This window comes from Streptomyces sp. NPDC053427, assembly GCF_044544985.1.
GTDB lineage: Bacteria > Actinomycetota > Actinomycetes > Streptomycetales > Streptomycetaceae > Streptomyces.
Genome location: NZ_JBITYA010000009.1, coordinates 181379 through 200815, shown reverse-complemented (window position 1 = coordinate 200815; position 19437 = coordinate 181379). Strand labels below are relative to the sequence as shown.

The 19437-nt window shown below is 69.6% G+C and carries 19 protein-coding genes; all 19 read left to right on the top strand.

Features of this window, described 5'->3' with window-relative positions:
• Positions 1-86: 86 nt before the first annotated feature.
• The 19 genes from rho to ACIGWZ_RS25395 all read left to right on the top strand — a co-directional run bounded on the left by rho (position 87) and on the right by ACIGWZ_RS25395 (position 19327).
• Complete coding sequence (gene rho / locus ACIGWZ_RS25485) at positions 87-2165, top strand: transcription termination factor Rho (protein ID WP_400068392.1); 2079 nt, start codon at positions 87-89, stop codon at positions 2163-2165.
• A 360-nt stretch (positions 2166-2525) separates the two neighbouring features.
• Complete coding sequence (locus ACIGWZ_RS25480) at positions 2526-3650, top strand: LCP family protein (RefSeq protein WP_400068390.1); 1125 nt, start codon at positions 2526-2528, stop codon at positions 3648-3650.
• A 174-nt stretch (positions 3651-3824) separates the two neighbouring features.
• Positions 3825-4046 carry a 50S ribosomal protein L31 gene (gene rpmE, locus ACIGWZ_RS25475; protein WP_400068388.1) on the top strand — a complete coding sequence of 74 codons (222 nt, stop codon included), beginning with the start codon at positions 3825-3827 and terminating at the stop codon, positions 4044-4046.
• Between the two features lie 156 nt (positions 4047-4202).
• Positions 4203-5282 (top strand): peptide chain release factor 1, encoded by a 1080-nt coding sequence (prfA, locus tag ACIGWZ_RS25470; RefSeq protein WP_400068387.1) that lies wholly within the window; start codon positions 4203-4205, stop codon positions 5280-5282.
• 108 nt (positions 5283-5390) lie between these two features.
• Positions 5391-6230, top strand: a complete 840-nt coding sequence (gene prmC / locus ACIGWZ_RS25465; protein ID WP_400068754.1) for a peptide chain release factor N(5)-glutamine methyltransferase — start codon at positions 5391-5393, stop codon at positions 6228-6230.
• Between the two features lie 88 nt (positions 6231-6318).
• On the top strand, positions 6319-6966 hold the full coding sequence (locus tag ACIGWZ_RS25460) for an L-threonylcarbamoyladenylate synthase (RefSeq protein WP_400068385.1): 648 nt from the start codon (positions 6319-6321) through the stop codon (positions 6964-6966).
• Positions 6963-7640: a protein-tyrosine-phosphatase gene (locus tag ACIGWZ_RS25455; protein ID WP_400068383.1), complete on the top strand. Its 678-nt coding sequence runs from the start codon at positions 6963-6965 to the stop codon at positions 7638-7640. Before ACIGWZ_RS25460 ends, ACIGWZ_RS25455 begins: the two co-directional genes overlap by 4 nt.
• A 129-nt stretch (positions 7641-7769) precedes the next feature.
• A complete protein-coding gene (gene glyA / locus ACIGWZ_RS25450; protein ID WP_400068381.1) occupies positions 7770-9110 on the top strand; it encodes a serine hydroxymethyltransferase in 1341 nt (446 codons plus the stop codon).
• Between the two features lie 110 nt (positions 9111-9220).
• On the top strand, positions 9221-10549 hold the full coding sequence (locus ACIGWZ_RS25445; protein WP_400068379.1) for an MraY family glycosyltransferase: 1329 nt from the start codon (positions 9221-9223) through the stop codon (positions 10547-10549).
• A gap of 289 nt (positions 10550-10838) precedes the next feature.
• Positions 10839-11276: a hypothetical protein gene (locus ACIGWZ_RS25440; protein ID WP_400068377.1), complete on the top strand. Its 438-nt coding sequence runs from the start codon at positions 10839-10841 to the stop codon at positions 11274-11276.
• A gap of 279 nt (positions 11277-11555) precedes the next feature.
• Positions 11556-12353, top strand: coding sequence for a F0F1 ATP synthase subunit A (gene atpB, locus ACIGWZ_RS25435; protein ID WP_400068752.1), 798 nt, complete (start codon positions 11556-11558; stop codon positions 12351-12353).
• A gap of 79 nt (positions 12354-12432) precedes the next feature.
• Positions 12433-12678 carry an ATP synthase F0 subunit C gene (atpE, locus tag ACIGWZ_RS25430; RefSeq protein WP_030065540.1) on the top strand — a complete coding sequence of 82 codons (246 nt, stop codon included), beginning with the start codon at positions 12433-12435 and terminating at the stop codon, positions 12676-12678.
• Positions 12679-12735: 57 nt separating this feature from the next.
• Complete coding sequence (locus tag ACIGWZ_RS25425) at positions 12736-13284, top strand: F0F1 ATP synthase subunit B (protein WP_400068750.1); 549 nt, start codon at positions 12736-12738, stop codon at positions 13282-13284.
• Positions 13281-14096, top strand: coding sequence for a F0F1 ATP synthase subunit delta (locus ACIGWZ_RS25420; RefSeq protein WP_400068375.1), 816 nt, complete (start codon positions 13281-13283; stop codon positions 14094-14096). Before ACIGWZ_RS25425 ends, ACIGWZ_RS25420 begins: the two co-directional genes overlap by 4 nt.
• A 144-nt stretch (positions 14097-14240) precedes the next feature.
• Positions 14241-15833, top strand: a complete 1593-nt coding sequence (gene atpA, locus ACIGWZ_RS25415) for a F0F1 ATP synthase subunit alpha (protein ID WP_400068373.1) — start codon at positions 14241-14243, stop codon at positions 15831-15833.
• A gap of 20 nt (positions 15834-15853) precedes the next feature.
• Complete coding sequence (locus tag ACIGWZ_RS25410; protein ID WP_400068371.1) at positions 15854-16774, top strand: F0F1 ATP synthase subunit gamma; 921 nt, start codon at positions 15854-15856, stop codon at positions 16772-16774.
• 5 nt (positions 16775-16779) lie between these two features.
• Entirely contained in the window at positions 16780-18222 is a 1443-nt protein-coding gene (gene atpD / locus ACIGWZ_RS25405; protein ID WP_400068369.1) for a F0F1 ATP synthase subunit beta, read from the top strand.
• Positions 18223-18330: 108 nt separating this feature from the next.
• On the top strand, positions 18331-18714 hold the full coding sequence (locus tag ACIGWZ_RS25400; RefSeq protein ID WP_018087383.1) for a F0F1 ATP synthase subunit epsilon: 384 nt from the start codon (positions 18331-18333) through the stop codon (positions 18712-18714).
• A 145-nt stretch (positions 18715-18859) separates the two neighbouring features.
• Entirely contained in the window at positions 18860-19327 is a 468-nt protein-coding gene (locus ACIGWZ_RS25395; protein ID WP_400068367.1) for a DUF2550 domain-containing protein, read from the top strand.
• Positions 19328-19437: the final 110 nt, after the last annotated feature.

Sequence of the window (19437 nt, the reverse complement as noted above, 5' to 3'; positions counted from 1 at the left end):
CCGCAAGACCAGGGACATCGAGCCGGACAGCACAACCCGGTCGCCGAGCCAGACAGGCCGACGCCCGCTCCAGGGAAGGACCCTTCGTGAGCGACACCACCGATCTGATGGGCGTGCGCACCGATGGCAGTGCCACCGCGCCCGCCACGGACGCTCCCGCCGCGCCTGCCACCGGTGCTGCCACAGCCCCTGCCACGCGGCGACGCCGTTCTGGCACCGGCCTTGACGGCATGGTCCTGGCAGAGCTCCAGCAGGTTGCCTCCGGCCTCGGCATCAAGGGCACCGCGCGGATGCGCAAGAGCCAGCTGATCGAGGTCATCAAGGAGAAGCAGGCCGGAGGCTCCGGTGCCGCGGCCAAGGCCGACGCGCCCGCCGCCGAGACCAAGCCGAAGCGCCGTACGACCTCCAAGGCCCGTACGGGCGAGGCCGCGGCCGACAAGAGCGCCGACAAGCCCGCCAAGGGTGACAAGGCCGCCGAGCAGTCCGCGGCCACCCAGCAGCAGATCGAGATCCCCGGCCAGCCGGTCAGCGACGAGCAGCCGGCCGGCGAGCGCCGCCGGCGCCGGGCCACCGCCGCGGCGGGCAGCCCCGAGACCGTCGCGGGCGACGTCAAGACCGACACCAAGGTCGAGGCGCGGACCGAGACGGCGACCGCCAAGGCCGAGACCGCGGTGGAGACCGCCGAGGGCCGGCCCGGCAAGGACCGCCAGGACCGCGGCGACCGCCAGGACCGCCAGCAGAAGGGCGACCGCGGCCAGCGTGGCCAGCGCGGCGACCGTCAGGACCGCGGCGACCGTCAGGACCGCGGCGAGCGCCAGGACCGCGGCGACCGCCGCAAGGGTGACGCGGGCGACGGCGGCGGCCAGCGCGGCGAGCGCCAGGACCGCCAGCGCGACCGCCGCCCCGACGACGAGGACGACTTCGAGGGCGGCCGCCGGGGCCGTCGCGGGCGCTACCGCGACCGCCGCGGCCGTCGTGGCGGCCGCGAGGACTTCGGCAACGAGCCGCAGGTCACCGAGGACGACGTCCTGATCCCGGTCGCGGGCATCCTCGACATCCTCGACAATTACGCGTTCATCCGGACCTCCGGCTACCTGCCCGGCCCGAACGACGTGTACGTCTCGCTCGCCCAGGTCCGCAAGAACGGACTGCGCAAGGGTGACCACGTCACCGGCGCGGTCCGCCAGCCCAAGGACGGCGAGCGGCGCGAGAAGTTCAACGCGCTGGTGCGGCTCGACACCGTCAACAGCGTGGCGCCCGAACAGGGCCGCCAGCGGCCGGAGTTCGGCAAGCTGACGCCCCTTTACCCGCAGGAGCGGCTGCGCCTGGAGGGTGAGTCGGGCGGCCTGACGACCCGGATCATCGACCTGGTCACGCCGATCGGCAAGGGCCAGCGCGGTCTGATCGTGGCCCCGCCGAAGACCGGCAAGACCATGATCATGCAGGCGATCGCCAACTCGATCACCCGCAACAACCCCGAGTGCCACCTGATGGTCGTCCTGGTCGACGAGCGTCCGGAAGAGGTCACCGACATGCAGCGGTCGGTCAAGGGCGAGGTCATCTCCTCGACCTTCGACCGCCCGGCCGAGGACCACACCACCGTCGCCGAGCTGGCCATCGAGCGCGCCAAGCGCCTCGTGGAGCTGGGTCACGACGTGGTCGTCCTGCTGGACTCCATCACCCGTCTGGGCCGCGCGTACAACCTCGCCGCCCCCGCCTCCGGCCGCATTCTGTCCGGTGGTGTCGACTCGACCGCGCTCTACCCGCCGAAGCGCTTCTTCGGTGCCGCGCGCAACATCGAGGACGGCGGCTCGCTGACCATCCTGGCCACCGCGCTGGTCGAGACCGGCTCGCGGATGGACGAGGTGATCTTCGAGGAGTTCAAGGGCACCGGCAACCTCGAGCTCAAGCTCGACCGCAAGCTCTCGGACAAGCGCATCTTCCCGGCGGTGGACGTGGACGCGTCCAGCACCCGTAAGGAAGAGATCCTGATGGGCAGCGACGAGCTGTCCGTCGTGTGGAAGCTGCGCCGGGTGCTGCACGCCCTGGACCAGCAGCAGGCCATCGAGCTGCTGCTGGACAAGATGAAGCAGACGAAGTCCAACGCGGAGTTCCTGCTGCAGATCCAGAAGACGACGCCGGGCATGGGCAACGGCAACGACTGACGCCCGTAGCGACGCCGCTCACGGAGCCCTCCTCACCCCTATGGGTGGGGAGGGCTTCGTGCTGTGTGCTCCCGGGTGTGACGCGTGCCGCGCCGGAGCCGTCCGCCGCTGAGACGTTCCGCACAGGACCGCGCAACGTACACCTGTTCGCGCAATGTCCGGTATCGGGCCGAAATCCCTGGTGAGAAGGACGAAAGTCCCGGATCGCCGCGAGCCGGCCCGCCCCTCTTCTAAGAAAGGGCACACACCACGCTGTGCAACCCTTCCCGTCTACCTCCCGTCTGACCAGACACCACAGGCCGTGAAGCACGGAGCACGGCGCGGCGAGGGGTAGCCGAGAGACCAAGGACTGAGGAGCAGATGGCGGACAGTAACGGGACCGCGATGACGGCCGAAAGCCGTGCCCGCGGCATACGTGCCACGGGCCGCCGGCGCAAGGGCCCGACCCGGCGCCGCCGGGCACTGACGATCACCCTGTGCGCGCTGGTCAGCGCCGTACTGCTCGGCGGGGCCGGACTCGGGTACGTCTATTTCAAGCTGAACGGGAACCTCAAGGGCATCGACATCAACGCCGCCCTGGGCCACGACCGCCCCCAGAACGTCGACAACGGCTCGATGGACATCCTGGTGATGGGGTCGGACTCCCGGGCCGGCAAGAACGGCAAGTACGGCAAGGACGAGGGCGGCGCCCGCTCCGACACCGCGATGGTCGTCCACGTCTACAAGGGGCACCGGAAGGCCAGCGTCGTCAGCGTGCCTCGCGACACCATGATCAAGCGGCCGGACTGCACCAAGAACGGCCAGGTCGTCCCCGGCGCGCAGCGGGCCATGTTCAACACCGCCTACGAGGTCGGCGGCCCGGCCTGCGCCGTCAAGACCGTCGAGTCGATCAGCGGCATCCGGATGGACCACTTCCTCGAGGTGGACTTCACCGGCTTCAAGAAGCTCATCGACGCGCTGGGCGGCGTGGACATCACCACCACCAAGGCGATCGACGACAACGACAGCCACCTGCACCTGCGGCCCGGCAAGCACACGCTGAACGGCGAGGACGCCCTCGGGCTCGTCCGGACCCGGCACGGCGTCCCCGGCGGCGACGGCAGCGACCTGGGCCGTATCCAGCTCCAGCAGACGTTCATCAAGGCGCTGATGGACCAGGTCAAGAACGTCGGGGTGCTGACCAACCCCGCCAAGCTCTACGACGTCGCCGACACCGCCACCAAGGCCATCACCACCGACACCGACCTCAACTCGGTGAGCGAGCTGACCGGGCTGGCCAAGAGCCTGGGCTCCATCGGGTCGGACCACATCGACATGCTGACGCTGCCGGTGACGTACGACCCGACCGACCCGGACCGGGTGGTGCCCCTGACCAAGCAGGGCAAGCAGGTCTGGGACGCGCTGCGGCAGGACCGGGCCGTCCCGAAGTCCGCGATCAAGGGTTCGGCCGGTGACACCGGCGGCACGAGCCGGTACGTGAAGTAGCCGTCGTAGGGGGTGCGGGGGCCCGCCGGGCCCCGGACACCCAGGGGGAATAGTTGCGGACCTACCCCGGTTTTGGGAGATACGGCTAGTCCTGGCAGACTGGACCGTCGGCCCCGGTTCACGTGACGCAACCCGCGACACGACCCGGTGCACTCCCGAACCTAGGAGAATCCCTTGAAGCGCGACATCCACCCGGAGTATGTCGAGACCCAGGTCAGCTGCACCTGTGGCGCCTCGTTCACCACCCGTAGCACCGTTGCCGGCGGCACCATCCGCGCCGACATCTGCTCCGAGTGCCACCCGTTCTACACGGGCAAGCAGAAGATCATGGACACCGGCGGCCGCGTGGCCCGCTTCGAGGCCCGCTTCGGCAAGGCCGCAGCCGCCAAGAAGTAGCGACCCGCAAGGCGCCGGTCTCCGGTCGCCCCTGGACAGGGGTGACCGGGCCGGCGTCTTTGTCGTCAGGCCTCCCCGCCGTCCGGCCGGGAGGTGCCCGGGGCCCCGTACGGGGGCAGCCGCGGCAAGTCCAGTCAGTCAGCAGAGGAACACACGATGTTCGAGGCGGTCGAGGAACTGGTCGGCGAGCACGCCGATCTCGAGAAGCGGCTGGCCGACCCCGCGGTCCATGCCGACCAGCGCGAGGCCACGCGGCTCAACAAGCGCTACTCTGAGCTGACCCCGATCATCGCCACCTACCGTTCCTGGCGGCAGACCGGCGACGACATGGAGACCGCGCGCGAACTGGCCGCGGACGACCCGGACTTCGCCGACGAGGTCAAGGAGCTCGACGCCCGCCGCGACGAGCTGACCGAAAAGCTGCGGCTGCTGCTCGTCCCGCGTGACCCCAGCGACGACAAGGACGTCCTCCTGGAGATCAAGGCGGGCGCGGGCGGCGACGAGTCGGCCCTGTTCGCCGGCGACCTGCTGCGCATGTACCTGCGCTACGCCGAGCGGGTCGGCTGGAAGACCGAGATCATCGACTCCACCGAGTCCGAGCTGGGCGGCTACAAGGACGTCCAGGTCGCGGTGAAGACCAAGGGCGGTAACGGCGCCACCGAGCCCGGACAGGGCGTCTGGGCGCGCCTGAAGTACGAGGGCGGGGTGCACCGCGTCCAGCGGGTGCCCGCCACCGAGTCGCAGGGCCGCATCCACACCTCCGCGGCCGGCGTCCTGGTGACCCCCGAGGCCGAAGAGGTCGACGTCGAGATCAACATGAACGATCTCCGCATCGACGTGTACCGCTCCTCGGGCCCCGGCGGCCAGTCCGTCAACACCACCGACTCCGCGGTGCGCATCACGCACGTGCCGACCGGTGTGGTCGCCTCCTGCCAGAACGAGAAGAGCCAGCTCCAGAACAAGGAGCAGGCCATGCGCATCCTGCGCTCCCGGCTGCTGGCCGCCGCCCAGGAGGCCGCCGAGCAGGAGGCCGCCGACGCCCGCCGCAGCCAGGTGCGCACCGTCGACCGCTCCGAGAAGATCCGCACGTACAACTTCCCGGAAAACCGGATCTCGGACCACCGGGTCGGCTTCAAGGCGTACAACTTGGACCAGGTGCTCGACGGCGAGCTGGATCCGGTCATCCAGGCGTGCGTCGACGCCGACTCGGCGGCGAAGCTCGCCGCCGCGCAGTAAGCAAGCCCGCAAGACCCTGTACGTACCGGCTGGAGGACCCCAGTGCAGCAATCTCCCGGGGGGCACAGCGACCCCCAGCGGCCGCGCCGCGGGCCGAGCTCCCGGTCTCTGCTGCTCGCCGAGGTGGCCCAGGCCACCCAGCGACTGGCCGACGCCGGCGTGCCCTCACCGCGTTTCGACGCCGAAGAGCTCGCCGCGCATGTGCACGGCGTCAAGCGGAGCCAGCTGCACACCGTCCCCGACGCGGACTTCGACGCCCGCTACTGGGAGGCGATCGCCCGCCGCGAGGCGCGCGAACCGCTTCAGCACATCACCGGCCGCGCCTTCTTCCGCTACCTCGAACTCACCGTCGGGCCAGGGGTGTTCGTACCCCGCCCGGAGACCGAGTCGGTGGTCGGCTGGGCCATAGACGCCGTACGGGCCATGGACGTCGTCGAACCGCTGATCGTCGACCTGTGCACGGGCTCGGGGGCGATCGCCCTGGCCCTCGCACAGGAGGTGCCGCGTTCGCGGGTGCACGCCGTGGAGCTGTCCGAAGAGGCACTGGACTATGCGCGCAAGAACGTCGAGGGGTCCCGCGTCGTTCTGCACCACGGCGATGCGCTGACCGCGCTTCCCGAACTGGACGGGCAGGTCGACCTGGTCGTCTCCAACCCGCCGTACATCCCGCTGACCGAGTGGGAGTACGTCGCTCCCGAGGCCCGCGACCACGACCCCGAGCTGGCGCTGTTCTCGGGCCAGGACGGCCTGGACACCATCCGCGGCATCGAGCGGACCGCACACCGCCTGCTGCGGCCCGGCGGCGTGGTCGTCATCGAGCACGCCGACACCCAGGGCGGACAGGTGCCGTGGATCTTCACCGAGGAGAAGGGGTGGGCGGACGCGGCCGACCACCCGGACCTGAACAACAGGCCCCGCTTCGCCACCGCGCGCCGGGCGACGCCATGACGCGTCCCGCCTCGGCGCCCGATGCGGCCGGTACACCCGCCGTATCCGCTGCATCCGCTGTATCCGTTCCGCACGAGGAGGTCCAGTAATGGCCCGGCGTTACGACTGCAACGACGCGACCGACCGCGCGACCGGTCTGCGCGAGGCCGCCTCGGCCATCCGCCGCGGCGAACTGGTCGTGCTGCCGACCGACACCGTCTACGGCATCGGCGCCGACGCCTTCAGCGCCGAGGCCGTCGGCGACCTGCTGGAGGCCAAGGGCCGCGGCCGCGGGATGCCCTCCCCGGTCCTCGTCGGCTCCCCGAACACCCTCCACGGCCTGGTCACCGACTTCTCCGAGCAGGCCTGGGAGCTGGTCGACGCCTTCTGGCCCGGCGCGCTCACCCTCGTCGCCAAGCACCAGCCGTCGCTGACCTGGGACCTGGGCGAGACCCGCGGCACGGTCGCGGTACGGATGCCGCTGCACCCCGTCGCGATCGAGCTGCTCACCGAATTCGGCCCGATGGCCGTCTCCAGCGCCAACCTCACCGGCCACCCCTCCCCGCAGGACTGCGACGCCGCGCAGGAGATGCTCGGCGACTCGGTCTCCGTCTACCTCGACGGCGGCCCCACCCCCGCCGCCGTACCGTCCTCGATCGTCGACGTCACCGGCAGGACTCCGGTGCTGCTGCGCGAGGGCGCGCTCACCGCGGAAGAGCTGCGCAAGGTGGTACCCGAGCTCGAGGTGGCCAATTGATGGCGCCCCTGGGGCGTGGCATAGCGGGACCGGACGACGACTTCCTTCTTCCCCCTGCCCGCCCTTTCCGGATCCTGCACGTCAGTACGGGCAACGTCTGCCGCTCGCCCATCACCGAGCGGCTGCACCGGCGCGCCCTGGAGCTGCGGCTCGGCGCCCAGTGCAGCGGCGGGCTGCTGGTGGAGAGCGCCGGCACCTGGGGGCACGAGGGCGCCCCCATGGAGGCGCACGCCGCCACCGTGTGCAGCGACTACGGCGCGGACCCCGACGGCTTCCTCGGCCGGGAGCTGCTCGACGAGCACGTCATCCGGGCCGACCTGGTCCTCACCGCGACCCGCGACCACCGCGCCCAGGTCATCTCGATGGGCCACTCCGCGGGGCTGCGCACCTTCACGCTCAAGGAGTTCAACCGGCTGGTGCGGGCCATAGACCCCGCCACCCTGCCCGAGCCCGACCCGGACCTGCCGGACGGCGGGCTGGTCGAGCGGGCCCGTGCGCTGGTCGGTGCCGCCGCCGCGCTGCGCGGCTGGCTGCTGGCGCCCAACCCGGAGTCCGACGAGGTCTACGACCCCTACGGCGCCCCCATCACCTTCTTCCGCTCCATCGGGGACGAGATCAACCAGGCGCTGGACCCGGTCGTCACGGCGCTCACGGGAGTCCCGGCGCGCGCCTAGGGCCTGTCCCAGAGGCGGCCGCCGCCCGCTCCGGGGCGGGCCGCCGCCCGTGCGCCGCACACACCGCGCCCGATCGCTCCACCGCGCCTACATTGGGACTACGTCCCCGTACGAGGCCCGGAGCCAGCGATGTCCGCCACCACCGCGTCAGCCCGCAGCGAGAGCAAGGCCGCCGAGGAGCGGGCACGGGCCGCCGCCCGCGACGGCACCGCCCGCCCGGCCGGCGCCCCCGATTTCGACGCGCTGCTGCGCCAGGACCCGGAGATCGCCGGGGTGCTGCTCGGGGAGAGCGCCCGGCAGGCCGACTGCCTCCAGCTGATCGCCGCGGAGAACTACGCCTCACCCGCCGTGCTCGCCGTCCTCGGCTCCCCCCTCGGCAACAAGTACGCGGAGGGGTATCCCGGCGCCCGGCACCACGGCGGCTGCGAGATCGTCGATCTCGCCGAGCGGATCGCCGTGGAGCGCGCCAAGGCCCTGTTCGGCGCCGAACACGCCAACGTCCAGCCCCATAGCGGGTCTTCGGCCGTGCTGGCCGCCTACGCCGCCCTGCTGAGCCCGGGAGACACGGTTCTGGCCATGTCCCTCCCGCACGGCGGCCACCTCACCCACGGATCGCCCGCCAACTTCTCCGGCCGGTGGTTCGACTTCGCCGGGTACGGCCTCGACGAGGAGAGCGGGCTCCTCGACTACGACGCGGTCCGCGCCCTGGCCCGCGACCGCCGCCCGCGGGCGATCGTGTGCGGTTCGATCTCCTACCCCCGGCACCTCGACTACGCGGCCTTCCGCGACATCGCCGACGAGGTCGGCGCCTATCTGATCGCGGACGTGGCGCACCCGATGGGGCTGATCGCCGGGGGCGCGGCGCCCAGCCCGGTCCCGTACGCCGATGTGGTGTGCGCCACCACCCACAAGGTGCTGCGCGGCCCGCGCGGCGGGATGGTGCTGTGCGGCGCGAAGCTGGCCGAGCGGATCGACCGGGCGGTGTTCCCCTTCACCCAGGGGGGCGCCCAGATGAACGCGGTCGCGGCCAAGGCGGTCGCCTTCGGGGAGGCCGCCACGCCCGCGTTCTCCGCCTACGCCCACCAGGTCGTCGCCAATGCCCGCAGCCTGGCCCAGGCGCTGGCGGAGCAGGGGCTGACGGTCGGCACCGGCGGTACGGACACCCATCTGATCACCGCCGACACCGCGCCGCTCGAACTGGACGCGCGCACCGCCCGGGGCCGCCTGGCGGCCGCCGGCATCGTGCTGGACACCTGCGCGCTGCCGTGCGCCGAGGTGCCCGACAAGCGCCCGGCCCGGCGGTACGGCATCCGGCTGGGCACGGCCGCGGTGACGACCCAGGGGATGGGCGAGAGCGAGATGCGGCGGATCGCCGAGCTGATCGGGGCGGCGCTGCGCGAGGACGCCACGGTCCGCGCGGAGACCGCGGCATTGGTCCGGCGCTTCCCGCCTTATCCCGATCGCGGCTGACCGCCGGGGGCCCGCGGGAACCATTGCGGGGTGGCCCGCGTCTTCCCCTGTATTCACGGCCAGGGGGCGGACACGCATAGGGTGTGTGGCTGTGATGGCCAGCTATACCAATGGGGCAGCCCGTGCGTGAATACCTGCTGACGCTGTGCGTCACGGCCGCGGTGACCTACCTGCTGACCGGGCCGGTGCGGAAGTTCGCGATCGCGGCCGGTGCGATGCCGGAGATCCGCGCGCGTGACGTCCACCGCGAGCCGACGCCGCGGCTCGGCGGCATCGCGATGTTCGGCGGGCTGTGTGCGGGCCTCCTGGTCGCCTCGCATCTGACGAACCTCAAGAGCGTGTTCGAGAGCTCCAACGAGCCGCGGGCGCTGTTGTCGGGCGCCGCGCTGATCTGGGTCCTCGGTGTGCTGGACGACAAGTGGGGCGTGGACGCGCTGGTCAAGCTCGGCGGCCAGATGATCGCCGCGGGAGTGATGGTCCTTCAGGGTTTGACGATCCTGTGGATCCCCGTCCCCGGTGTCGGCACGGTCTCGCTGACGCCGATGCAGGGCACGCTGCTGACCGTCGCGCTGGTCGTCATCACCATCAATGCCGTCAACTTCGTCGACGGACTGGACGGGCTGGCCTCTGGCATGGTCTGCATCGCCGCCGCGGCGTTCTTCATGTACGCCTACCGGCTCTGGTACGGCTACGGCATCGAGGCGGCCGCGCCCGCGACGCTGTTCTCGGTCGTTCTGATGGGCATGTGCCTGGGCTTCCTGCCGCACAACATGCACCCGGCGCGGATCTTCATGGGCGACTCCGGCTCCATGCTGATCGGCCTGGTGATGGCGGCCGGCGCGGTCTCGATCACCGGCCAGGTCGACCCTGACCTGCTGGGCGAGAAGACCGGCGGCGTCCGCGAGGCCACCCATGCGATGGTGCCCGTCTACATTCCGCTGCTGCTGCCGCTGACGGTGATCGCGGTGCCGGTCGCCGACCTGATTCTGGCCATTGTGCGGCGTACGTGGAAGGGCCAGTCGCCGTTCGCCGCCGACCGTGGCCATCTGCACCACCGGCTGCTGGAGATCGGCCACTCGCACAGCCGAGCGGTGCTGATCATGTACTTCTGGTCGGCGCTGATCGCCTTCGGCGCGGTCGCGTACTCGGTGAACAACGCGAGCATGTGGATCGTGCTGGGCATCGTGCTGCTGAGCGCGGTGGGCCTGGTGCTGCTGTTGCTGCCGCGCTTCACGCCGCGGACGCCGCGCTGGGCGGAGTGGATGGTCCCGCCGCGGTACCGCAGGAGCGGTCGCGGGCCGGCCGTCGCGGCGGCCGAGGCGGCCTCCGCCGACGCGGAAGAGGAGCACGAGCCCGTCCCGGCGGGCATCAACGGGGCCACCGCGATCGGCGACCGCTCACGCTTCGTGGACCGCCGTAAAGCGGGAAGTAACCGTTGATCCGGTGACCGTGTCGCCCTGACGGGGGTCAGAAACCGCCACTGTTGACCCGATACCAGACATTTACCTGGCTGTCAGTGCACCAACGCGCAGGTTCACGCTCAGGTGTGACAGGGTCCACACGAACCAGGTAAAGACCTCATCAAATAGTTTGTGATACCGTTCACGAAACCCGGCGATAGAGCCGAAGGACCGTAGTGCGACGGCCCTTTGGCCTCAGGTTCCGCCTCTGGCCGGGTCTACGCTCGTCCTCGACGACACCACCCCCACCCTTTGCCGGAGCGCCGCCATGCAGTCGAATGACGCCCGACTACTCCTTCACGCCGTTGTGCCCACGCTTGCCCTCGGCGCCATCGCCGTTGCCGTGAGCGCCGTGGCCGCGGGCGGGACGGCAGTGCTCGGAGCCGTCCTCGGCACCGTGCTGGTGGTGCTCGTGATGGGCGCGGGACTCGTCGTCCTGCAGCAGACCGCCAAGAAGCTTCCGCAGCTGTTCCAGATGATGGGCCTGCTGCTGTACACGGTGCAGATCCTGCTCGTCGCGGTCTTCGTGATCGCGTTCAAGGACACAACGCTCTTTGACACAAAGGTATTTGCGTTCACTCTGCTCGGCGCCACCCTCGTATGGATCGCGGCCCAGACCCGCGGTCATATGAAGGCGAAAATTCTGTACGTGAATCCCGACTCCGCGGAGACGAAGAACGCGGAGACGGCGGGGTCGCCGACGTGAGACGTAGGGCCGGGATAAATGCCCTCATGCGGGCCTGCTATCGTCCGGTGCCAACTGCGGCACAGATGGCGCAGGCGGCTGAGCTCCCAGATTCCGAGGGATCCCATGGGCAGTTCTCGCGGCCGATGCCTGTGATCCGGCCCGGCCCAGCGCCGGCCGGCCGCCCCCTAATCCGTAAGACCAGTCCAGTGCCGCACCGTGGCTCAACGCCGCGCCGACACAACGAGGTTGCCGTACCCATGCGCCACGCTGAAGGAGCCCGCGGTGAGTGCTGAAACGATGCTCGCCTTCGACGCGAACTGTCACCTCTTTATTCCGGGGTGTGGCTTCGAGTCCCCGGGCCTTCATTCGTTCGTCTTCAAGCCGCTCTTCACCGTCGGTGGCTTCGAGTTCAACAAGCCGATGCTGCTCGCTCTGCTGAGCACGGTCGTGGTCGTGTGGTTCTTCTGGGCCGCATTCGGCAGGGCCAAGGTGGTCCCCGGCAAGCTGCAGATGATCGGTGAGGCGGGATACGACTTCGTGCGCCGCGGGCTCGTCTATGACGCGCTCGGCAAGAAGGAGGGCGACAAGTACGTCCCCTTCATGGTGTCGCTGTTCTTCTTCGTGTGGATCATGAACATCTGGTCCATCATCCCGGTCGCGCAGTTCCCGGTCACCTCGGTCATCGCCTTCCCGATCGGGCTCGCGCTGGTCGTCTACATCATCTGGATGTCGCTGACCTTCAAGCGGCACGGATTCGTCGGCGCCCTGAAGAACCTCTCGGGCTACGACAAGTCGCTCGGCTGGGTCCTCCCGCTGATCATGGTGCTCGAGCTGCTCCAGCACCTGATCATCCGGCCCTTCACCCACGCGGTCCGGCTCTTCGCGAACATGTTCGCCGGTCACATGCTGATCCTGATGTTCACCATCGCCAGCTGGTACCTGCTGAACGGCGTAGGCATCGTCTACGCGGGCGCGTCGTTCCTGATGACCATCGTGATGACCGCCTTCGAGCTCTTCATCCAGGCCGTCCAGGCGTACGTCTTCGTCCTCCTGGCCTGCAACTACGTCCAGGGCGCGCTCGCCGAGAACCACTGAGCACCCCGGCTCCCGCAAATCGATTCAGTCCTCCGGTGGCCAACCCCCACCGGTCCGTGAAAGAGAAGGAAGTAACGGCATGTCCGCTGCTCTGGAGACTGTCAACCTCGCCGCCGGCCTCACCGGCAACATCGCCTCCGTCGGTTACGGCCTCGCGGCCATCGGCCCCGGCGTCGGCGTCGGCATCATCTTCGGTAACGGCACCCAGGCCCTCGCCCGCCAGCCCGAGGCGGCCGGCCTGATCCGCACCAACCAGATCATGGGTTTCGCCTTCTGTGAGGCGCTCGCCCTCATCGGCATCGTCATGGGCTACGCGTACAAGTAAGCGCATCGCTCGACGACGCCCATTTAGACGGAAGGCATTGTTGTGACCCTGGTCAACATGGCGGCGGAGGTTCCTGAGAACCCCCTGGTCCCGCCGATTCCAGAGCTGGTCATCGGCCTGATCGCCTTCTTCATCGTCTTCGGCATCCTGGCCAAGAAGCTCCTCCCGAACATCAACAAGGTTCTGGACGAGCGCAGGCTCAAGATCGAAGGCCAGATGGAGGAAGCCGAGGCCATGAAGGCCGAGGCCCAGCAGGTCCTTGAGGACTACCGGGCTCAGCTCGCTGACGCCCGCCATGAGGCCGCGCGCCTGCGCCAGGACGCGCAGGAGCAGGGCGCGACGCTCATCGCCGAGATGCGCGCCGAGGGCCAGCGGCAGCGTGAGGAGATCATCGCTGCCGGTCACGCCCAGATCGAGGCGGACCGGAAGGCGGCCGCGCACTCGCTGCGCCAGGACGTGGGCACGCTCGCCACCGACCTGGCCGGCAAGCTCGTCGGTGAGTCCCTCGAGGACGTCGCCCGGCAGAGCCGGACCATCGACCGCTTCCTCGACGAGCTCGAGGCCCAGGCGGCTTCGGACGCGACGAAGGCTGAGGCCGGCCGATGAACGGAGCGAGCCGCGAGGCACTCTCCTCCGCACGCGAGCAGCTCGACGCGCTGACGGACAACGCTTCCGTCGACGCGGCGAAGCTCGCCGAGGAGCTGGCTGCCGTCACCGCTCTGCTCGACCGCGAGGTGTCGCTGCGTCGGGTCCTGACCGACCCGGCGCAGGGCGGCCAGGCGCGGGCCGAACTGGCTCAGCGGCTGCTCGGCAGCCATATCGGCGGCCCCGCCGCCGAGCTGGTCACCGGCATGGTCCGCTCCCGCTGGTCGCGCTCGCGTGACCTGACGGACGCGATCGAGGAGCTGGCCTACAGCGCCGACCTGGCCGCGGCCCAGCGCTCCGGCGCGCTCGACGAGGTCGAGGACGAGCTGTTCCGGTTCGGCCGGATCGTCGCCTCGGCCCCGCAGCTGCGCAGCGCGCTGACGGACCACACCGCGGCCGCCTCCGCCAAGGCGGAGCTGCTGCACTCGCTGCTGGGCGGCCGGGCCAACCCGGTCACCGAGCGGCTGGTGGTCCGTCTCGTGAGCCAGCCGCGAGGCCGTAGCCTGGAAGCGGGACTCGATGCCCTCTCCAAGCTCGCCGCGCACCGCCGGGACCGCATGGTCGCGGTGGTCACCTCCGCGGTACCCCTCAGCGAAGGGCAGCGGGAGCGCCTCGGCGCCGCGCTGACCGCGGTGTACGGACGGCAGATCCACCTGAACCTCGACGTGGACCCCGAGGTCCTCGGCGGCGTCCAGGTCCGGATCGGCGACGAGGTCATCAACGGGACCATCGCGGAGCGCCTCGACGAGGCGGCCCGGCGGATGGCCGGCTGACCCAGCCACCAACTCAACAGCTGCGACGCAGCACAAGCACGATGGCGGCCCGAGTTGGGCCGTAAGCGGAAACCCCCCGAGGGGACAAGCCCCTCGGAAACCCGCAAGTAACTTCGGGCCCAACAAGGAGAGCAGGGAACCCAGATGGCGGAGCTCACGATCCGGCCGGAGGAGATCCGGGACGCGCTGGAGAACTTCGTCCAGGCGTACAAGCCGGACGCGGCCTCGCGCGAAGAGGTCGGCACGGTCAGCGATGCCGGCGACGGCATCGCGCATGTCGAGGGCCTTCCCTCGGCGATGGCGAACGAACTGCTGAAGTTCGAGGACGGCACGCTCGGTCTTGCGCTGAACCTGGACGAGCGCGAGATCGGTGCGGTTGTCCTCGGTGAGTTCAGCGGCATCGAGCAGGGCCAGCCGGTGCAGCGCACCGGTGAGGTGCTCTCGGTCGCCGTGGGCGAGGGCTACCTCGGCCGCGTCGTCGACCCGCTGGGCAACCCGATCGACGGCCTCGGCGAGATCGAGTCCGAGGGTCGCCGTGCCCTGGAGCTGCAGGCCCCGGGCGTCATGGTCCGTAAGTCGGTGCACGAGCCGATGGAGACCGGCTACAAGGCCGTCGACTCGATGGTGCCGATCGGCCGCGGCCAGCGTCAGCTGATCATTGGTGACCGCCAGACCGGCAAGACCGCCCTGGCCGTCGACACGATCATCAACCAGCGCGACAACTGGCGCACCGGCGACCCGAAGAAGCAGGTCCGCTGCATCTACGTCGCCATCGGCCAGAAGGGCTCCACCATCGCGTCCGTGCGCGGTGCGCTGGAGGAGGCCGGCGCCCTGGAGTACACCACCATCGTCGCCGCCCCGGCGTCCGACCCGGCGGGCTTCAAGTACCTCGCGCCCTACACCGGCTCGGCCATCGGCCAGCACTGGATGTACCAGGGCAAGCACGTCCTGATCATCTTCGATGACCTTTCGAAGCAGGCCGACGCCTACCGCGCCGTGTCCCTGCTGCTGCGCCGTCCGCCGGGCCGCGAGGCCTACCCGGGCGACGTCTTCTACCTGCACTCGCGTCTGCTGGAGCGCTGCGCCAAGCTCTCCGACGAGATGGGCGCCGGCTCGATGACCGGTCTGCCGATCGTCGAGACCAAGGCGAACGACGTGTCGGCGTTCATTCCGACCAACGTCATCTCCATCACCGACGGCCAGTGCTTCCTGGAGTCGGACCTCTTCAACGCCAACCAGCGTCCCGCGCTGAACGTCGGTATCTCCGTCTCCCGTGTCGGTGGTTCCGCCCAGCACAAGGCCATGCGCCAGGTCTCCGGCCGGCTCCGCGTGGACCTCGCCCAGTACCGCGAGCTGGAGGCGTTCGCCGCCTTCGGTTCCGACCTGGACGCGGCCTCCAAGGCGCAGCTGGGCCGCGGTCAGCGGATGACCGAGCTGCTCAAGCAGGACCAGTACGCTCCGTACGCCACCGAGGACCAGGTCGTCTCCATCTGGGCCGGCACCAACGGCAAGATGGACAACGTCCCCGTCGAGGACATCCGCCGCTTCGAGCGGGAGCTCCTCGACTACCTCCACCGGGAGAAGAAGGACCTGCTGACCAGCATCCGCGAGGGCGCCAAGATGTCCGACGACACCATCGGTGCGATCTCCGAGGCCGTCGACGGCTTCAAGCAGCAGTTCGAGACCTCGGACGGCAAGCTGCTCGGCGAGGACGCCCCGGCCGGCACCAGCAAGTGACGACGGAAGGGACCTGATCCATGGGAGCCAAGCTCCGGGTCTACAAGCGTCGCATCCGCTCCGTCACCGCGACCAAGAAGATCACCAAGGCGATGGAGATGATCGCCGCCTCGCGCGTCATCAAGGCGCAGCGCCAGGTGGCGGCATCGACGCCGTACGCGAGTGAACTGACCCGCGCGGTGACGGCGGTTGCCACGGGCTCGAACACCCAGCACCCGCTGACGACCGAGGCGGAGAACCCGACGCGGGCCGCGCTGCTGCTCATCACGAGCGACCGCGGCCTGGCCGGCGGGTACTCCTCCAACGTCATCAAGGCCGCGGAGCAGCTCACCGAGCGGCTCAAGGCCGAGGGCAAGGAAGTCGACGTCTACATCGTCGGGCGCAAGGGAGTGTCGTACTACAGCTTCCGTGAGCGCACGGTCACGGAGTCGTGGACCGGCTTCACCGACAGCCCGACGTACGCGGACGCGAAGGCGATCGCCGCACCGCTCATCGGCGCCGTCCAGAAGGACACCGCCGAGGGCGGGGTGGACGAACTCCACATCGTCTACACCGAGTTCATCTCGATGATGACGCAGACGGCGCTCGACGACCGCCTGCTGCCGCTCAGCCTCGACAAGGCCGTGGCGGAGTCGGAGGAGACGTCCAAGGGCGAGATCCTTCCGCTGTTCGACTTCGAGCCGTCGGCGGAGGACGTCCTGGACGCCCTGCTTCCGCGGTACGTCGAGTCGCGGATCTACAACGCGCTCCTGCAGGCCGCCGCCTCCAAGCACGCCGCCACGCGGCGCGCGATGAAGTCGGCGACCGACAACGCAGACGAGCTCATCAAGTCGCTCTCGCGGCTTGCCAATGAGGCCCGCCAGGCCGAAATCACCCAGGAAATCAGCGAGATCGTCGGTGGCGCGAGCGCACTGGCCGACGCGACCGCGGGGAGTGACTGACAACTATGACCACCACTGTTGAGACGGCCACGGCGACGGGCCGCGTCGCGCGGGTCATCGGCCCGGTCGTCGACGTGGAGTTCCCCGTCGACGCGATGCCGGAGATCTACAACGCACTGACCGTCGAGGTCGCCGACCCGGCTCAGGCCGGCGCCCTCAAGGTCCTGACCCTCGAGGTTGCCCAGCACCTGGGCGAGGGCCTGGTCCGTGCCATTTCCATGCAGCCCACCGACGGCCTGGTCCGCCAGGCCCCGGTGACCAACACCGGCAACGGGATCACCGTCCCCGTCGGTGACATCACCAAGGGCAAGGTCTTCAACACCCTCGGCGAGATCCTCAACAAGCCGGAGGCGGCTGCCGAGGTCACCGAGCGCTGGCCCATCCACCGCAAGGCCCCGAGCTTCGACCAGCTCGAGTCCAAGACCGAGATGTTCGAGACCGGCGTCAAGGTCATCGACCTGCTGACCCCGTACGTCAAGGGCGGCAAGATCGGTCTGTTCGGTGGTGCCGGTGTCGGCAAGACCGTTCTGATCCAGGAAATGATCTACCGCGTGGCCAACAACCACGACGGTGTGTCGGTGTTCGCCGGTGTCGGCGAGCGCACCCGTGAGGGCAACGACCTCATCGAGGAAATGACGGACTCCGGCGTCATCGACAAGACCGCACTGGTCTTCGGTCAGATGGACGAGCCGCCGGGCACCCGTCTGCGCGTCGCCCTGGCCGGTCTGACCATGGCGGAGTACTTCCGCGATGTGCAGAAGCAGGACGTGCTGTTCTTCATCGACAACATCTTCCGGTACACCCAGGCGGGTTCCGAGGTGTCGACCCTGCTCGGCCGGATGCCCTCCGCGGTGGGTTACCAGCCGAACCTGGCCGACGAGATGGGTCTCCTCCAGGAGCGCATCACCTCGACCCGTGGTCACTCGATCACCTCGATGCAGGCGATCTACGTCCCCGCGGACGACCTGACCGACCCGGCGCCGGCGACGACCTTCGCGCACCTCGACGCGACGACGGTCCTCTCCCGTCCGATCTCGGAGAAGGGCATCTACCCGGCGGTGGACCCGCTGGACTCGACGTCCCGGATCCTGGACCCCCGTTACATCACGCAGGAGCACTACGACTGCGCTTCGCGCGTCAAGACGATCCTGCAGAAGAACAAGGATCTCCAGGACATCATCTCCATCCTGGGTATCGACGAGCTCGGTGAGGAGGACAAGCTCACCGTCTACCGCGCCCGTCGTATCGAGCGCTTCCTGTCGCAGAACACCCACGTGGCGAAGCAGTTCACCGGTGTCGACGGCTCGGACGTCTCGCTCGACGAGTCGATCCACGCCTTCAACGCGATCGCGGACGGCGAGTACGACCACTTCCCCGAGCAGGCCTTCTTCATGTGCGGTGGCATCGAGGACCTGGAGAAGAACGCCAAGGAGCTGGGCGTCTCCTGACCCCGGCACCGGTCCCGGGGGCGGCCCTGGCCGCCCCCGGTCCTTACGACCACTAGTATTTGACCCAACATCTGCCACGCCAGGCAGGTGGAGACCCGAGGAGCCATCGTGGCTGAGCTGCACGTCGAGTTGGTCGCCGCGGACCGTCAGGTCTGGTCCGGCGAGGCCAGCCTGGTCGTCGCGCGCACCTCGTCGGGCGACATCGGCGTCATGCCCGGACATCAGCCGCTGCTCGGCGTGCTGCAGTCGGGCCCGGTGACGATTCGTACGACCGGCGAGAGCGGGGACGGCACCGTCGTCGCCGCGGTGCACGGCGGCTTCATCTCGTTCGCCGACAACAAGCTGTCTCTGCTCGCGGAGATCGCGGAACTGTCGGACGAGATCGATGTCCAGCGCGCGGAGCGGGCCCTGGAGCGAGCGAAGTCGGACGCTGATGCGGCCGCCGAGCGTCGCGCCGATGTCCGGCTGCGTGCGGTGACGGGCGTTCACTGAGCCCCGTCACCGACGAGATCGATCCTCAGCCGCGGGCTGCCCGGAATCCTCCGGAGCGTCCCGCGGCTGAGGCAATGCAGGTGCGTTTCCCTACCCCCGGGCTCCGTCCGGGAGTACCCCCACCGAGGCGAGGAGGTCGGTCGAGATGGTCCTCGCTCTGCTTGTGAGCGGCATCGTCGTGCTACTGGTGCTGCTGGGGCTGTTCGTCTTCGGGCTGCGGCGACGGCTCATCCAGCGCTCCGGCGGCACCTTCGACTGCAGCCTGCGCTGGAACGTACCGGAGAGGGCGGAAGGCCAGGACAAGGCCGCCGAACCCAGCGGCAAGGGCTGGATCTACGGCGTCGCCCGCTACAACGGCGACCGCGTCGAGTGGTTCCGCGTGTTCTCGTACGCCCTCCGGCCCCGCCGCGTCCTGGAGCGCTCCGCCATCGAGGTCCTGCACCGCCGAACCCCCCAGGGCGAGGAAGAGCTGGCACTGCTGTCCGACTCCATCGTCCTGGCCTGCGCCCACCGCGGCACCCGCCTGGAGCTGGCGATGAGCGAGGACGCGCTCACCGGCTTCCTGGCCTGGCTGGAGGCGGCCCCTCCCGGCCAGAGGGTGAACGTCGCCTAGCCGGAGAGCGGGTCGTCGGTTGCCTGGTGCGGTGTGGGGATGCCCCCTCGTCGGTCACCCCGTGCGCCACGGGAATACCCCCCGACCCCGCCGCGTTGTGGCCCCGCAGG

Bases quoted from the DNA above. Each gene is read 5' to 3' on its own strand.
- ACIGWZ_RS25410 (WP_400068371.1), top strand. From the start codon at position 15,854: ATGGGAGCCAAGCTCCGGGTCTACAAGCGTCGCATCCGCTCCGTCACC.
- atpE (WP_030065540.1), top strand. From the start codon at position 12,433: ATGTCCGCTGCTCTGGAGACTGTCAACCTCGCCGCCGGCCTCACCGGC.
- ACIGWZ_RS25440 (WP_400068377.1), top strand. From the start codon at position 10,839: ATGCAGTCGAATGACGCCCGACTACTCCTTCACGCCGTTGTGCCCACG.
- ACIGWZ_RS25420 (WP_400068375.1), top strand. From the start codon at position 13,281: ATGAACGGAGCGAGCCGCGAGGCACTCTCCTCCGCACGCGAGCAGCTC.
- ACIGWZ_RS25425 (WP_400068750.1), top strand. From the start codon at position 12,736: ATGGCGGCGGAGGTTCCTGAGAACCCCCTGGTCCCGCCGATTCCAGAG.
- prfA (WP_400068387.1), top strand. From the start codon at position 4,203: ATGTTCGAGGCGGTCGAGGAACTGGTCGGCGAGCACGCCGATCTCGAG.
- ACIGWZ_RS25480 (WP_400068390.1), top strand. From the start codon at position 2,526: ATGGCGGACAGTAACGGGACCGCGATGACGGCCGAAAGCCGTGCCCGC.
- ACIGWZ_RS25445 (WP_400068379.1), top strand. From the start codon at position 9,221: ATGGGGCAGCCCGTGCGTGAATACCTGCTGACGCTGTGCGTCACGGCC.
- atpD (WP_400068369.1), top strand. From the start codon at position 16,780: ATGACCACCACTGTTGAGACGGCCACGGCGACGGGCCGCGTCGCGCGG.
- ACIGWZ_RS25395 (WP_400068367.1), top strand. From the start codon at position 18,860: ATGGTCCTCGCTCTGCTTGTGAGCGGCATCGTCGTGCTACTGGTGCTG.
- glyA (WP_400068381.1), top strand. From the start codon at position 7,770: ATGTCCGCCACCACCGCGTCAGCCCGCAGCGAGAGCAAGGCCGCCGAG.
- atpA (WP_400068373.1), top strand. From the start codon at position 14,241: ATGGCGGAGCTCACGATCCGGCCGGAGGAGATCCGGGACGCGCTGGAG.
- atpB (WP_400068752.1), top strand. From the start codon at position 11,556: ATGCTCGCCTTCGACGCGAACTGTCACCTCTTTATTCCGGGGTGTGGC.
- ACIGWZ_RS25460 (WP_400068385.1), top strand. From the start codon at position 6,319: ATGGCCCGGCGTTACGACTGCAACGACGCGACCGACCGCGCGACCGGT.